Origin of the sequence: Ensifer sp., from assembly GCF_035999185.1 — a bacterium.
Taxonomy (GTDB): Bacteria; Pseudomonadota; Alphaproteobacteria; order Rhizobiales; family Rhizobiaceae; genus Ensifer.
Genome location: NZ_DASYHB010000183.1, coordinates 1 through 14421, shown reverse-complemented (window position 1 = coordinate 14421; position 14421 = coordinate 1). Strand labels below are relative to the sequence as shown.

General features: G+C 61.8%; 12 protein-coding genes and 2 pseudogenes. 10 read left to right on the top strand and 4 right to left on the bottom strand.

The annotated features are described in order from the left end of the window. Positions 1 to 84 precede the first annotated feature (84 nt). Positions 85 to 522, bottom strand: a complete 438-nt coding sequence (locus VGO04_RS24905; protein WP_327498641.1) for a DUF6163 family protein — start codon at positions 520 to 522, stop codon at positions 85 to 87. A gap of 181 nt (positions 523 to 703) precedes the next feature. On the opposite strand from VGO04_RS24905, the gene hemB reads away from it, so the two are divergent. The 4 genes from hemB (at position 704) to VGO04_RS24885 (ending at position 4161) form a co-directional block, all read left to right on the top strand. Beyond that, on the top strand, positions 704 to 1720 hold the full coding sequence (gene hemB, locus VGO04_RS24900; protein ID WP_327498640.1) for a porphobilinogen synthase: 1017 nt from the start codon (positions 704 to 706) through the stop codon (positions 1718 to 1720). 86 nt (positions 1721 to 1806) lie between these two features. Further along, on the top strand, positions 1807 to 2271 hold the full coding sequence (locus VGO04_RS24895) for an RDD family protein (RefSeq protein WP_327498639.1): 465 nt from the start codon (positions 1807 to 1809) through the stop codon (positions 2269 to 2271). 201 nt (positions 2272 to 2472) lie between these two features. Then, positions 2473 to 3261 (top strand): arginyltransferase, encoded by a 789-nt coding sequence (locus VGO04_RS24890; protein WP_327498638.1) that lies wholly within the window; start codon positions 2473 to 2475, stop codon positions 3259 to 3261. A gap of 3 nt (positions 3262 to 3264) precedes the next feature. Further along, positions 3265 to 4161, top strand: a complete 897-nt coding sequence (locus VGO04_RS24885; RefSeq protein WP_327498637.1) for a DMT family transporter — start codon at positions 3265 to 3267, stop codon at positions 4159 to 4161. 184 nt (positions 4162 to 4345) lie between these two features. On the opposite strand, the pseudogene VGO04_RS24880 reads toward VGO04_RS24885, so the two are convergent. Both VGO04_RS24880 and parC read right to left on the bottom strand, forming a co-directional pair. Beyond that, a pseudogene (locus VGO04_RS24880) lies at positions 4346 to 4684 on the bottom strand (ArsR/SmtB family transcription factor); the annotation flags it as partial. Positions 4685 to 4844: 160 nt separating this feature from the next. Further along, the gene (gene parC, locus VGO04_RS24875; protein ID WP_327498636.1) at positions 4845 to 7121 is read right to left on the bottom strand and encodes a DNA topoisomerase IV subunit A; all 2277 of its coding nucleotides are present in this window, start codon (positions 7119 to 7121) and stop codon (positions 4845 to 4847) included. Between the two features lie 449 nt (positions 7122 to 7570). Here parC and VGO04_RS24870 point away from each other — a divergent pair, with 449 nt between their 5' ends. The 6 genes and pseudogenes from VGO04_RS24870 to VGO04_RS24845 form a co-directional block, all read left to right on the top strand. Then, entirely contained in the window at positions 7571 to 8770 is a 1200-nt protein-coding gene (locus VGO04_RS24870; protein ID WP_327498635.1) for a hypothetical protein, read from the top strand. Positions 8771 to 9090: 320 nt separating this feature from the next. Continuing rightward, positions 9091 to 10524, top strand: a complete 1434-nt coding sequence (locus VGO04_RS24865) for a cytochrome P450 (RefSeq protein WP_327498634.1) — start codon at positions 9091 to 9093, stop codon at positions 10522 to 10524. Further along, positions 10511 to 11518 (top strand): lipid A biosynthesis lauroyl acyltransferase, encoded by a 1008-nt coding sequence (locus tag VGO04_RS24860; RefSeq protein ID WP_327498633.1) that lies wholly within the window; start codon positions 10511 to 10513, stop codon positions 11516 to 11518. The genes VGO04_RS24865 and VGO04_RS24860 overlap by 14 nt, the downstream gene beginning before the upstream one ends. A gap of 132 nt (positions 11519 to 11650) precedes the next feature. Further along, a complete protein-coding gene (locus tag VGO04_RS24855) occupies positions 11651 to 11884 on the top strand; it encodes a hypothetical protein (RefSeq protein ID WP_327498632.1) in 234 nt (77 codons plus the stop codon). Between the two features lie 104 nt (positions 11885 to 11988). After that, positions 11989 to 13617, top strand: a complete 1629-nt coding sequence (groL, locus tag VGO04_RS24850) for a chaperonin GroEL (protein ID WP_327498631.1) — start codon at positions 11989 to 11991, stop codon at positions 13615 to 13617. Between the two features lie 128 nt (positions 13618 to 13745). Further along, positions 13746 to 13883 (top strand): annotated as a pseudogene (locus tag VGO04_RS24845) (serine hydrolase); the annotation flags it as partial. Positions 13884 to 13961: 78 nt separating this feature from the next. Here VGO04_RS24845 and VGO04_RS24840 read toward each other — a convergent pair. Next, positions 13962 to 14421, bottom strand: a 460-nt coding sequence (locus tag VGO04_RS24840; RefSeq protein ID WP_327498630.1) for an amino acid--tRNA ligase-related protein, incomplete at its 5' end; no start/stop codon positions are given.

Genomic DNA, 14421 nt, shown 5'->3' with positions numbered 1-14421 from the left:
CCTTGAGTGAGACCCTATCGAATACGTCTAAAATTCTACTTAAACCGCAGCCTTAACAAGAGCTTGCCATTTGGCGAGCCTGTCTCAGGGTGAATCAACCCTTACCTGCTTGGCCAGCCGCCAGCGCTGATAGAAGAGTGCGACCCTGAAAAGAACGAAGGTCACGGCAACCGCCACATGCAGCACGACCAGCATCGGCCGACCGCCGAAACTGGCCGGGTAGAACTCATACATGGCAATCTCGATCGCAGCTGCGACGACCCAGACGACCGGCCCCCAGGAGACGAGCAACCATAGACCAAGGGCTGCGACGGGATAGACGACAGCAAGCGCTGTGGCGGCCGCTCGCCACTCCGGCGACAAGAGATCGAACCGGCCGGCCCCGCCATGGGAAAAGCCGATCAGCATGGCCCAGTAGTTGAGGGCGAACCAGATGCACGACGCCGACACCAGACGCAGGAAGATGCCGAAGAGAATTTCGGTCAGCGACGGTTTCGGCACGTGAGCAGAATCATGAAGCATGGCCGGCAAGATAGGGCGGGTCTTCTTCATCCGCCAGCGGGAACGCTGCCCCCTCCCCTGCCGATGGGATCAAAGAGCAGAAATGCCGCAGCCTGTTCACCGGGCGCGCGGTTTCCAAGCGGAGCTGCCCCATGATAAAGCGCTTGCCTAACGACGATTTCAAAGAAGAAGGCGCGGCACGATGAACGACAGGACAAATCTTGTGGACAGCATTACCGGGCATCGCCGCATGCGCCGCAACCGCAAGGCCGACTGGACCCGCCGGCTGGTGCAGGAGAACCGCCTGACGGTCGACGACCTGATCTGGCCGATCTTCATCGTGCCGGGCGAAAACATCGTGCAGCCGATCGACGCCATGCCCGGTGTCAACCGCATGAGCATCGACAAGGCGGTGGAAGCGGTCAGGGAAGCAGCCGATCTCGGCATTCCGGCGATTGCCACCTTCCCCAACATCGACCTGTCGCTGCGCGACGAGACCGGCTCCAACAGCCTTGCCGCCGACAACCTGATCAACCAGGCGACACGCGCCTTCAAGAAGGCCGTGCCCGACATCGGCATCATCACCGACGTGGCGCTCGATCCCTTCACCAGCCACGGCCATGACGGCATTTTGCGCAACGGCGAGATCGTCAACGACGAGACGGTGGAGATGATCGCGAAAGCGGCCGTCGCCCAGGCCGATGCCGGCTCCGACATCATCGCGCCTTCGGATATGATGGACGGCCGGATCGGCGCGATCCGCCACGCGCTTGACGCCAGCGGCCACCAGAATGTCGGCATCATGGCCTATGCGACGAAATTCGCCTCCGGCTTCTACGGCCCCTATCGCGAGGCGATCGGCACCGGCGGTCTCTTGAAGGGCGACAAGAAGACCTACTACATCGACCCGGCCAATGGCACGGAAGCGATCCGTGACGCCGCGCTCGACGTCGAGGAAGGCGCCGACATGCTGATGGTGAAGCCCGGCCTTCCCTACCTCGACATCTGTTGGCGGATGAAGGAGGCCTTTGGCTTGCCGGTTTTCGCCTATCAGGTCTCGGGCGAATACTCGCAGGTGAAGGCGGCGGCGGCCAACGGCTGGATCGACGGCGAGAAAGTGATGCTGGAAACGCTGCTCGCCTTCAAGCGCGCCGGTTGCGACGGTATCCTCAGCTACTTTGCCGTCGAAGTGGCGCGCATCCTCGCCAAGGGCAGATAGATTGGCGCGGCGTTCAGGCCATCGATCCTTGTTTTGCAGGGCAGATCATCCCATATCCATCCTGCAACCAAGCGAGGCTTAAACGGATGACCATGCACAACGAAGAACTGAGGCTGCCGAGCAACGACTGGCGTGCCTATCAGGGCGTGCTGTCGCGACGTATCTTTGCCTTCCTGCTCGATTACGCGATCATTGCGCTGCTGTGGATACCGGCGGCGGTCGTCGTCTTCTTCCTCGGCATCCTGACGCTCGGCCTCGGCTTCATGCTCTACCCGGCGCTCTTTGCCATCGTCGCGATGCTCTATTTCGGCATGACAGTCGGTGGCCGCGAACAGGCCTCCCCTGGCATGCGCATGATGGGCCTGGCGATCGCCCGGACAGACGGCCGCCCGATGGACTTCCTGACCGCCATTGTCCACCTCGTCATTTTCTGGATCGCCAACGCGCTTCTGACGCCGCTGATCCTCTTGATCGGTCTGTTCACGGATCGCAGTCGCCTGCTGCATGACCTTTTGATCGGCACCGTCACGGTTCGCCGGGACATGCAGTGACAGAAGCTGGGCCGGGAAGCCATGCGGCCGTACGCGCTTGCGCGCCGCATTTCCCAAGCCCCGGCGACGGCGCTTATTGTCGTCACTGCTAAAATATAGTGTCGGCGGAGGCGGAAGCTGCAAACGAGTGAGTTGACGTTTTCCATTCTTCCGCCATGCTACTGTCATGAACAACAGCGCGAAGATTGACCTCCGCACTCGATGAACACACAGACCGCACCGTCTCCGCAATTCTACCTGACTGCACCGGCAGCCTGCCCTTACCTGCCGAACGAGATGGAGCGAAAAGTCTTCACCCACATGGTTGGCGAGCGCGCGCCTGAACTCAACGATCTGTTGACCCAGGGCGGCTTCCGCCGTTCGCAGAACATTGCCTATCGCCCGGCTTGCGAAACCTGTCGGGCCTGTATTTCTGTTCGCATCCTTGCCAACGAATTCAAGCCGAGCCGCTCCATGCGCCGCGTGCTTGCAGCCAATCACGATGTGATCTCGGCGGAGTACCCGGCGGAACCGTCAAGCGAGCAGTACAATCTTTTCCGCCGCTACCTCGACCGCCGGCACCAGAAGGGCGGCATGTCGGACATGTCGGTTCTCGACTATGCGATGATGGTCGAAGACACGCATGTGCACACGAAGATCATCGAATATCGCCTGAGGGTCGAAGGCGACGGCATCAGCGAGAAAGCGCGCGGTCCGTTGATCGCCGCAGCCCTGACCGATCGCATGGGCGACGGACTTTCGATGGTCTATTCCTTCTTCGATCCTGCTCAGGAGGAGCGATCGCTCGGCACTTTCATGATTCTCGATCACATTCGCCGGGCCAGAGAACGGGGCGTTCCCCATGTCTACCTTGGCTATTGGGTCAGGGGATCGCGCAAGATGGGGTATAAAACAAAGTTTTTGCCGCAAGAGCACCTTATGGCCCGTGGCTGGGAACGCTATGAAGGTGGAGAAACCACCTTGGAATCCGCAGCTGAGAAAACGGGTTAGACATTGAGTTCCTCCTCTGATGCCGCGATGCACCGGCGCGGCCTTGCGATCACCGGCATCGGTGGGCTTGCCCTTTCCTTCGACATTCCACTGATCCGGTCGGCTGGCGGTGACGTCTGGTCGCTGCTTGCCGTGCGCAGTCTGTCGACGTTCGTCATCGCTCTTTTCGCCTGGTTCGTGATCAACCGGATCCTCGGCCGGAAGCTCTCGCTCTTGCCGGGCAAGGCCGGCCTCGTGGTCGGCCTGTTCTACGGCATCAACTCCTGCACATTCCTGCTTGCCGTCTTCAACACGTCGACGGCAAACGTGGTCTTCATCCTCGCCTTCACCTCGATGTTTGCCGCCATCCTCTCGTGGATTTTCCTGAAGGAGCGTCCGTCAAACGCGACACTTGCGACCATGCTGGTCATGGTGGTCGGGGTGGGGCTGATCGTGCAGGATGGGCTGGAGAGCGGCCATCTCTTCGGCGATGCGATGGCAGCGTCCTCGGCGTTCCTTCTCGCCAGCGCAATTACCATCAGCCGCGCAAGCAAGCGCGACATGGCGCTGGTGCCGCTGGTGACGGCCATCTTTCCGGCTGCGGTCGCCTTCCTGATGCTGCCGGCCGGCGGCCTTACCATTGCGGCACCGGGCTACATCCTTTTCAACGGCCTAGTGATGATCCCCCTCGCCTTCTTCTGTCTGGCCACCGGGCCGCGCTATCTGTCGGCCCCGGAAGTCGGCATGTTCTACCTGCTGGAGACCATCCTCGCGCCGATCTGGGTTTGGCTGGTGTTTTCCGAAACGCCGACGACGCAGACGCTGATCGGCGGCACGATCCTAATCTTCGCGCTCATCGGCCACTCGCTCTGGCAAATGCGCAGCCGCTCGCTTCGAGCAGCCACCCCTTGCACCGACTAGATCATTTCATTGTTTCGTCGAAACAGTGAAATGATCTAACTCTCTGATATCTAGCAATTCCGGACGGAGAACCGTTCTACACTTTTCCTGGAATTGCTCTAGCGTTTCACCGGCCACTACGCGGGCCGGAGGTCCGCGTGCGACGCGGCTTCTGGTCGATACGCCGGTCATGCACCGAAGGCCGCTCCGGCGTCTGGTCGTGGCCGAGCGAAGCAAGGCGGGCATCCGGCAGCTGGACGCGCATGGCCCAAAGTTCGCGGTTGGTGTTGATCCAGCTTGCCGCCTCGTTGAGCGGCACCGGGTGACCGGTCAGCGCATCGCCGTCGCGGCGGCGCAAGCGGGTAACGAGCCCGGCAGTTTCAAGAAGCGCGATGTGCTTTTCCAGATCCTCGCCGCCGACCGAAACGGCCCTGCCGATATCGGCCACGCGCGCCTCTCCAGCAAAGAGGATCTCGAATATCCGGCGGCGGACCGGGCTGGCAAGCGCAACAAGAACATCGTCGAGAGCAGTGGCATTCGGCATCGCTGTCATCCAATTGGATGTGCATTGATCACGATGGACCCGCCGCTTACAAGCATCGAGATTGCCGCTGTTTTATTAGTATTTGCAATAGCTTAAGGTATGCGCCGAAACGAAACACGGGCTGTGCGACCTAGCAACCGCACAGCCCGTCTTTTTTCGATCAGCCGCTGAACTTTCCGCTGCGCGGGAAGCCCTTCGGGACGACACGACCGGCCGACGCGCGGTCGCCCTGCCATTCGATCAGTTCGTCCTTGGTCTTGGTGAAGACGCGGCCGGCGCTGTCTTCCCAGACAAGGCCCTCGGCGATCGTGAAGCAGCGAACGTCGGAGATGCCGCCGTCCTTGTAGCGCTGCAGCCGCACACCCTTGCCGCGCGCCATCTCGGGGATCTGGACGAGCGGGAAGACCACCATCTTGCGGTTCTCGCCGACAACGGCGACGTGATCGCCCTTGACCGGGATGATCAGCTTGGTCTCGTCCGGCATCGAGACGTTCATGACCTGCTTGCCCTTGCGGGTATTGGCGACAATGTCGCTTTCCGTCACGACGAAGCCGTTGCCGGCCGCCGACGAGACAATCAGCTTGCGCGCCGGATCGTGCACGAAGGCGGTCAGGACGTCCTGATCGTTCTCCATGTCGACGATGATGCGCAGAGGCTCGCCGTGGCCACGGCCGCCGGGCAGCTTGTCGCCGCCGAGCGTGTAGACCTTGCCGCCTGTCGTAAAGACGAGAATCTTGTCGGTCGTCTGCGCCGGGAAAGCCACCTTGAGCGCGTCGCCTTCCTTGAACTGGAGCGACGACGTGTCGGAGATGTGTCCCTTCAGCGCCCGGATCCAGCCCTTCTCGGAGATAACGACGGTGATCGGTTCCTTCTCGATCATCGCCTGCTGGATCGCTTCGACGTCCGCCTCCGGCGCGTCGGCAAAGGTGCTGCGGCGCCTGCCGATGTCGGTTGCCTTGGCAAACTTCTTTTTGACCTCGCCGATTTCCCAGGCGACGGTCTGCCACTGCTTCTCGTCAGACGCGAGCAGCGCCTCGATCTCGGCCTTTTCCTTCGAGAGCGCATCGAACTCGGTGCGGATCTCGAACTCTTCCAGCTTGCGCAAGGAGCGCAGGCGCATATTGAGGATCGACTCGGCCTGAAGGTCGGTGAGCGAGAACCGCTCCATCATCACGGCCTTCGGCTCGTCCTCTTCGCGGATGATGCGAATGACTTCGTCGATGTTGAGATAGGCGATGAGATAACCGCCGAGGATTTCCAGCCGGCGGTCGATTGCAGCCAGACGATGGCGCGAGCGGCGCTGCAGCACCTCGCGCCGATGCGCGAGCCATTCCGACAGCACTTCGTTCAGCGCCATGACGCGCGGCACGCGCCCGAGCGACAGGACGTTCATGTTCAGCGGGATGCGGCTTTCGAGTTCCGTCAGCTTGAACAGCGATTCCATCAGGATGCCGGCGTCGACCGACCGGCTCTTCGGCACCAGCACGATGCGAATGTCTTCGGCCGACTCGTCACGGATGTCTTCAAGCAGGGGCAGCTTGCGCGCGACCAGCAGCTCGGCGATCTTTTCGATCAGGCGTGACTTCTGAACCTGATACGGAATCTCAGTGACGACGATCTGGTAGCCGCCGCGGCCAAGATCCTCCTGGGCCCAGCGCGCGCGAACACGGAAACCACCGCGGCCGGTGCGGTAGGACTCGGCCATGCTTTCGCGGCCTTCGACGATCACGCCGCCGGTCGGAAAATCGGGTCCCTCGATGCCACCCTTTTGCGGGTTGGCCGGATCGTAAAGCAGATCCTCGACACTTGCGCCCGGATGACGAATGAGGTGCAGCGCCGCGTCGCACAGCTCGTGCGCGTTGTGCGGCGGGATCGAGGTGGCCATGCCGACGGCGATGCCCGTCGCGCCGTTTGCAAGCAGGTTAGGGAACGCGCCCGGGAGCACGGTCGGCTCCTGGTCTTCCTCGTTGTAGGTCGGGCGGAAATCCACCGCGTCCTGGTCGATGCCCTCAAGCAGCAGCGAGCAGACATCCGTCATCTTCGCTTCGGTATAACGCATCGCCGCGGCGTTATCGCCGTCGATGTTGCCGAAGTTACCCTGGCCGTCGACCAGCGGGTAGCGGATCGCAAATTCCTGGGACAGGCGCACCAGCGCGTCATAGATCGAGGCGTCGCCGTGCGGGTGGAATTTACCCATGACGTCGCCGACGATGCGGGCGCATTTCTTGAACGAGGAATTGGGTCTGAGGCCCATCTCGCTCATCGCATGCACGATGCGGCGGTGCACGGGCTTCAGCCCGTCGCGAACGTCCGGCAGCGCGCGGTGCATGATGGTCGACAAGGCGTAGGCGAGATAGCGCTCTTCCAGCGCCGCCTTCAGGTCAACCGGCTGAATGTGATCGTCCCCGCCTGACGGGGGAGTAAGGCTTTGTCCCATAGGTCCTTGCTAACGCAACAAACCCGGAACATCAAGGTTTTCAGGGCTTGCGCTTGTGGAGAACCCATTGCCGCGAACAACCGGTGCCAAAGCGTTCCGCTTGCCCCTGCGCAATGTTCGTGCCACGGTCGCCCGGCTATGCGTCAGAGGCGATCGCTTGGTAACGTCCGGGAAAGCATGCCGGAGCAGGAAGATGCGCGATGTCGCCAAGCGAATATAATTTCGCCGTGTTTCGTCATAGCTTCGGAAGCAGTTGATTTGGACCGATTTGCGAGGGGGATTGCAAGACCAGGGACTGGCCGACGCAGGCAGGCAGCTCAGCGCCGCCAGAAACTGCCGGATTTTGCCGGACGCCTGTGGCTCACGCCCTCTGCGGACATAAACCAGATTAGCAACGCCTCATCTTCTAGACAGATACACAATCAAAGATTTTCACGAAGGAACTCGATATGATGCATACGCGCAAGATCCGCCTGATGATGGCGAGCGCCGCGCTCCTCACCCTTTCCGGTCCGGCCTTCGCCCTCGATGGCGCCGATCTGATGAAGAAGCTCGACGCGGCGACGAACGCGAACGGCACCTCCATCACCTATGACAAGGCCGAAGTCGATGGCGACAAGGTCACGGTGACCGGCGTGCAGCTCAAGGTCGCGAGCCAGCCGGGCGAGCCGACGAACCTGAAGATCGGGGATTTGACCTTCGAAGGCGTCGAAGAAACCGAAGGCGGCGGTTACTACGCCGAAACCGTTTCGTTCCCCGACGTCAGCCTCAGCCAGGACGAAGGGAGCCTGTCGGTCAAGGACATCCTGCTTTCCGGCCTGACGATCCCGGGCAATGCGACTGGTGGGACGATCAACGACATCCTCCTTTACGAAAGCGCCAGCACCGGCCCGATCGCCGTCAGCTCCAAGGGCAAGGAAGTCTTCTCGCTCGAAAGCACCGAAGCCAACCTGGCGCGGCAGGAAAACGACGCCGGCTTCGATTTCGATGCAACCGCCTCCGGCATCAAGGCAGACCTCTCGTCGGTCGAGGACGCCAAGACGAAGGAAGCGATCGAGAAGCTTGGCCTGACCACGCTTGACGGCGCTCTGACGATGAAGGGCAGCTGGGAAGTCGAAAGCGGCAATGTCGCGCTCGAAGAGTATGCCCTCGACTTCAAGAATGTCGGCCGGCTCAACTTCGCCCTCGACATCTCCGGCTACACGCTTGCTTTCGTCAAGTCGATGCAGGAAGCGATGAAGGCGGCCGAGGCCAATCCGAACAAGGAAGAGGCCAACCAGGCTATGGGTCTCGCCATGATGGGCCTGATGCAGCAGCTGACCTTCAACAGCGCCGAAGTCCGCTTCGACGATGCCTCCATCACCAAGAAGGCGCTCGACTATGCTGGCTCGCAGCAGGGCGTCTCGGGCGACCAGATGGCGCAGTCGCTGAAAGGCCTGGTGCCGATCATGATGGCGCAGCTCAACGTGCCGGAACTGCAGAACCAGGTATCGGCCGCCGTCAACACCTATCTCGATGGCCCGAAGAGCCTGACGATCAGCGCCGCTCCGGAAAAGCCCGTGCCGTTCCCGATGATCATGGGTGCTGCCATGGGTGCCCCGAACACGATCCCGTCCGTGCTGGGCGTCAAGGTGACGGCGAACGACTGATCGCTTTCGGGTCACCGAAGACGACATTGACAAGACTTGTTTTGCGCGCCGATCCCGGCGCGCAAAGCTTTTGGCGACAGCCCACGCGGGCCCGACATTTCCGGATATTTGCAACCAGCCATTCGCGAAAATTTGTCCGTAGGCCGATGGCGCTTTTCCTGAAAATCGGGCATGTCGCAGGAGGGCTTTGGAAATTGTCCGCCCGGTCTCGGCGAAGACCGGATCGAGATGAAACGGACCGGCAAGCCCGAATAAAGCAAGCAGCTGAAATTGCGATAGAATTCCGACCGACCTCTTACCTCACGGCAGATCGACCATAAATGCTCGCCTGGCTCCAGCAATCCGTCAATTTCAAAGAAGAACTGCTGGAGGGGAAATTTTCCCCCGTCCGGGCCGATTATTATTCCGGTCCGCCGGGCAATCCGCTGCGGCTTCTGCTTCAGGCACGAACCGACTTGATGTCGATCTGGCGCGCCAGCGATTACACCGAGAAGGTCTCGCAAATCCGACTGCTCGGCCGCCAGGTCATTCTGGTCAATTCACCCGACCTCATCCGCCAGGTCGTCGTCAAGCGCCATGAAAACTTCGAGCGCAAGAGCCCGCAGATGCGCCGGGCACTGGAGTTTCTTCTGGGCGACGGGTTGTTCATTTCGGACGGTGAAACCTGGAAGCAGCGACGGCCGCTGGTGGCCGATATCGTCCATGCCAAGCGGGTCCCCGCCTTCGGCCCGGTCATGGAGAAGACGACCAGCGAGCTTGTCGAGCGCTGGAACCGCATGCCTGACGGAGCCGAAGTCAACGCCCTGCACGAAATGGCGGGGCTGACCGCCGAGATCATTGCGCGCAGCGTGTTCGGCAACCAGCTCGGCGACGACAGTGCGGCGGCCGTCACCGACGGCTTTACCAGCTATCAGTCGCTGGTCGATTCCATCAACATCGGCTACTTTCTCGGCTTCAACGACGGTTTACCGGTCTTGCGCACCCCGAGCCTGCGCCGCTCGGTCAAGCGCATCCACGGGATCATCGACAAGGTCGTGGAAGACCACCTTGCCGGGCGTGGCGACCACAACTCGATGGTTGAGCTGCTCATCCGGCGGCAACAGCGGAACCCGGAACTGAAACTTGACGTCGTCGCCTTGCGCAACGAGGCAGCGACCATCTTCATGGCCGGTCACGAGACGACCGCCGCCACTCTCACCTGGACCTGGTATCTGCTGTCCAAGGCCGGTTGGGTCGAGAAGGCCGTGCATGACGAAATCGCCCGGGTTTGCGGCGACCGCATGCCGACGATCGATGACGTCCCCCAGCTCGAATGGTGCCGGGCCGTGATCGAAGAAACGCTTCGCCTTTATCCGCCGGTTCCGATCCTTGCCCGGCAGACGCGGGAAGCGGACATGATCGGCGATGTCGCAGCCGAGCCCGGCTCGCTCGTCCTGATCGTGCCCTGGCTTCTCCACCGGACGGCGAGCCTCTTCGAAGATCCGCACCATTTTCATCCGGAGCGCTTTACCGAGGGACGGCGCCCGACGCCCTACAGCTTCATCCCCTTTGCCAGCGGTCCACGCGTCTGCCCGGGACTGCATTTCGGCCTCACCGAGGCGATCCTGTGCCTGGCGATCATCGCCCAGCGGTACAAGGTTCGCCTACGCGAACGCCATGCCGTCGAGCCGATCTGCCGCCTGACCCTGAGGCCGAAAGACGGCTTGCCGGTCACGCTGCACAGACGACAGGCTACACCGCATGACGCAGGGTGAACCGCGTTCGGCAGAACCGATCGGCAAACGCAAGGCCTGGATCTTTACCGAGGAAAATGCACCCAGCCTCGCCGACGCGCTGGCGGGCGGTGAGCGGTCTGCCGCCTTCCGGCGCTATTGGATCACCGACAATGCCTGGAACCTCGCCAATCTGCTTGCTCACTTCGGCATGAAACTGCTGCCGATGGACGCGTGCTCGCGCTTGGGCGCGGCACTCGGCCTCTTTGCAGTGCCACGCTTTCACAAGGTCGCCACGCAGCGCGCCCGCGACACGATCCGCCAGCTGCGACCGGATCTGGGCCCGGACGCGCAGGAAGCGCTGTTTCTGGAAAACTGTCGTGCTCAGGGACGTCTGATGACGGAATTTTCCGTCATCAACAGGCTGCAACGCCGTCGCGACCGGCTGCAAACCGATGGCCTCGCCCCGATCCGCAAGGCAGCGGATCAAGGCCCTGTGATCCTCGTCGGCCTCCATCTCGGCAACTGGGAAATCGGAACGATAGCGTTCCGAAACCTCGGCCTTGAGCCCTACGCTTTCTATGTACCGCCCAAGAGCCGGGCGAAGGCCTGGATCGCCAATCGGGTCCGGGGCAAGGCCGGATTGCGATTTCTGCCGCCAGGCATCGACGGCATTCGGCCGGCCCTCAAGGTGCTGAAGGGCGGCGGTGTCGTCAGCATGTTCTGCGACGAAGGTTTTGGCGGCATGATCCGCGGGCCGTTCTTCGACCGTAAGCCGCATCAGGAGGGCAATCTGGCGCTCGCCATCCGTCTGGCGCGCATGACCGGTGCAACGATTTGCCCCTGGTACGGCCTGCGCACCGATGGTTTTCGCTTCGAGTGCCAGGCCCTGGAGCCCATCCGGCTGCCGGCCGAGGATCACCCCAATGCTCGCCTGCTGGACGACATGCTGCTGTTGAACGATGCGATAGAGCCTGTCGTGCGCGCGCACCTCGACCAGTGGTACTTCCTCGACAACGCGCTTCGGCCGGAGTGACCTTCACGCTTTTTCGCGGCACCCGCTTCCATGATATCATCAGCGCTTGATGCCGTTCGCCCCTGGCCTATCTAGTTGGGACGGGGACCGAGGTCTCCGCATTCCTGACCGCTAAAACGGGAGGAGAAGCGCATGGGACTGAAGCAAGCGGATATCACCGCCATCCTTGGTCCGGTCGACGAGACGTTGATGGCCGAGCTGCTCGCAACCGGTGCAACTGCTGGCGAACTTGCAGAGGCGATCGCCTGGGTCAACAACGACGAAGCCCTGATCGGAGAAGGCCGGCATCTGCCGGCGGGCCGTGTCGCAGCGCTGATCGATATCCTGACGCCAGACAATGACGAGGAACGGAACTTCGAGACGTAGCCCATCTGGGCTTGAGCGTGAAAGACCGATGCAGGCAAGGCTGCCCGCCTGGCGGGCGACCGGGAGCATGAGGCGACTGTGTTTCGTGTTGAGGGAGGTCAACGATGGCTGCCAAGGAAGTCAAGTTCAGTAGTGATGCCCGCGATCGGATGCTGCGCGGTGTCGACCTGTTGGCCGACGCGGTAAAGGTTACGCTTGGTCCGAAGGGGCGAAACGTCGTCATCGAAAGATCCTTTGGCGCGCCGCGCATCACCAAGGACGGTGTGTCGGTGGCCAAGGAGATCGAACTCGAAGACAAGTTCGAGAACATGGGTGCCCAGATGCTGCGCGAGGTGGCGTCACGTACCAGCGATGTCGCCGGCGATGGCACGACCACCGCAACGGTGCTCGCACAGGCGATCGTCAAGGAAGGCATCAAGGCAATCGCCTCGGGCATGAACCCGATGGACCTGAAACGCGGCATCGACCTCGCCGTCGAAGCGATCGTCGCGCGGTTGAAAACGCACGCCCGCAAGATCTCCAACAACGACGAGATCGCGCAGGTCGGGACGATCTCGGCCAATGGCGACGCGGAGATCGGTCGCTACCTGGCAAAGGCCATGGAGCGCGTCGGCAACGAAGGCGTGATCACCGTCGAGGAGGCCAAGACGGCCGAGATCGAACTGGAGATCGTCGAGGGCATGCAGTTCGACCGGGGCTATCTCTCGCCGTACTTCGTCACCGATCAGGAAAAGATGCGGGTCGAGTTCGAGGATCCCTACATCCTGATCCACGAGAAAAAGCTCTCCAACCTGCAGGCGATGATCCCGATTCTCGAATCGGTGATCCAGGCAAGCCGGCCACTGCTGATCATCGCCGAGGACGTGGAGGGTGAGGCGCTCGCCACGCTCGTGGTCAACAAGCTGCGGGGTGGTCTGAAGATTGCCGCTGTCAAGGCGCCAGGCTTCGGCGATCGGCGCAAGGCGATTCTCGAGGACATCGCGATCCTGACGGGCGGCTCGGTCATTTCCGAGGACCTCGGCATCAAGCTCGAGAACGTGACGCTCGACACCCTTGGCCGTGCCAAGCGGGTCATGGTGGAAAAGGAAAACACGACCATCGTCGACGGTGCCGGCGCCAAGCCGGATATCGATGGGCGCGTCGGCCAGATCAAGGCGCAGATCGAGGAGACGACCTCCGACTACGACAGGGAAAAGCTGCAGGAACGGCTTGCGAAGCTTGCCGGAGGCGTCGCCGTGATCCGGGTTGGCGGCTCGACCGAGGTGGAAGTGAAGGAAAAGAAGGACCGTGTCGACGATGCACTGCATGCGACGCGGGCCGCGGTCGAGGAAGGCATTTTGCCCGGAGGCGGCGTTGCACTGCTTCGGGTCGTCGATGCGCTCGACGGGCTAAAGGCTGCCAATGACGATCAGCGTGTCGGCGTTGAAATCGTTCGCCGGGCGCTCGAGACGCCCGTTCGCCAGATCGCCGAGAATGCCGGGGCGGAAGGCTCGGTCATCGTCGGCAAACTGCGCGAGATGGGCGATTTCGCCCACGGCTGGAATGCCCAGACCGGTGAATATGGCGACCTCTTCCGCATGGGGGTCATCGATCCGGCGAAAGTCGTGCGAGCGGCACTGCAGGACGCAGCCTCAGTCGCCGGTCTTCTCGTCACAACGGAAGCCATGGTCGCCGAGAAACCGAAGAAGAATGGCCCCGCACCGATGCCTTCAGGCCCCGGCATGGACTTCTGACAGGCACAGGTATCCGTCCTTTCAAGCGTCGAGACGACGATGACGCGCAACCTCGGCGATCGCCAGGAGTTCCGTTTCGCCTGCTCCGTCCTGCGCCTGCACCGTCATGCCCTGAAAGATCGCGCCGGGGCGGCGCCTATGATCACAACTGGTTCGTCGATCCGGTCCAAAACATCGCCGTCGTCGCCATGACCAACACGACTTTAGAGGGCATGTGGGGGCAGTTCACGCGGGACGTCCGCGACGCGATTTACGGCACGCCCTGAAGCGGACCAGACTGCAGGCCATAAAAAAAGCCCGGCGAGACGATCGCCGGGCTTTCTTTCGTCAGGTCGCTTAGACCTTTAGTCCTTCTTCTGCGGGATCGGGCGGATCGCCAGTTCGCGCAGCTGGGCCGGGCTCGCCTCGGACGGCGCGCCCATCAGGAGGTCGACGGCCTGCTGGTTCATCGGGAAGATCGAGATTTCGCGCAGGTTCTTGGCGCCGACGAGCAGCATGACGACGCGGTCGATGCCGAATGCCATGCCGCCATGCGGAGGCGCGCCGTACTGGAACGCACGGTAGAGACCGCCGAACTGCTCTTCAACTTCCTGCTGCGACTTGCCGGTCAGCTCGAACGCCTTGACCATCACTTCCGGCAGCTGGTTACGGATCGAGCCGGACGCGATCTCGAAGCCGTTGCAGACCATGTCGTACTGGTAGGCCTTGAGCGACAGCGGATCTTCGGTGTTCAGCGCCTCGAGGCCGCCCTGCGGCATCGAGAAGGGGTTGTGGGCGAAGTCGATCTTCTTTTCGTCTTCCAGC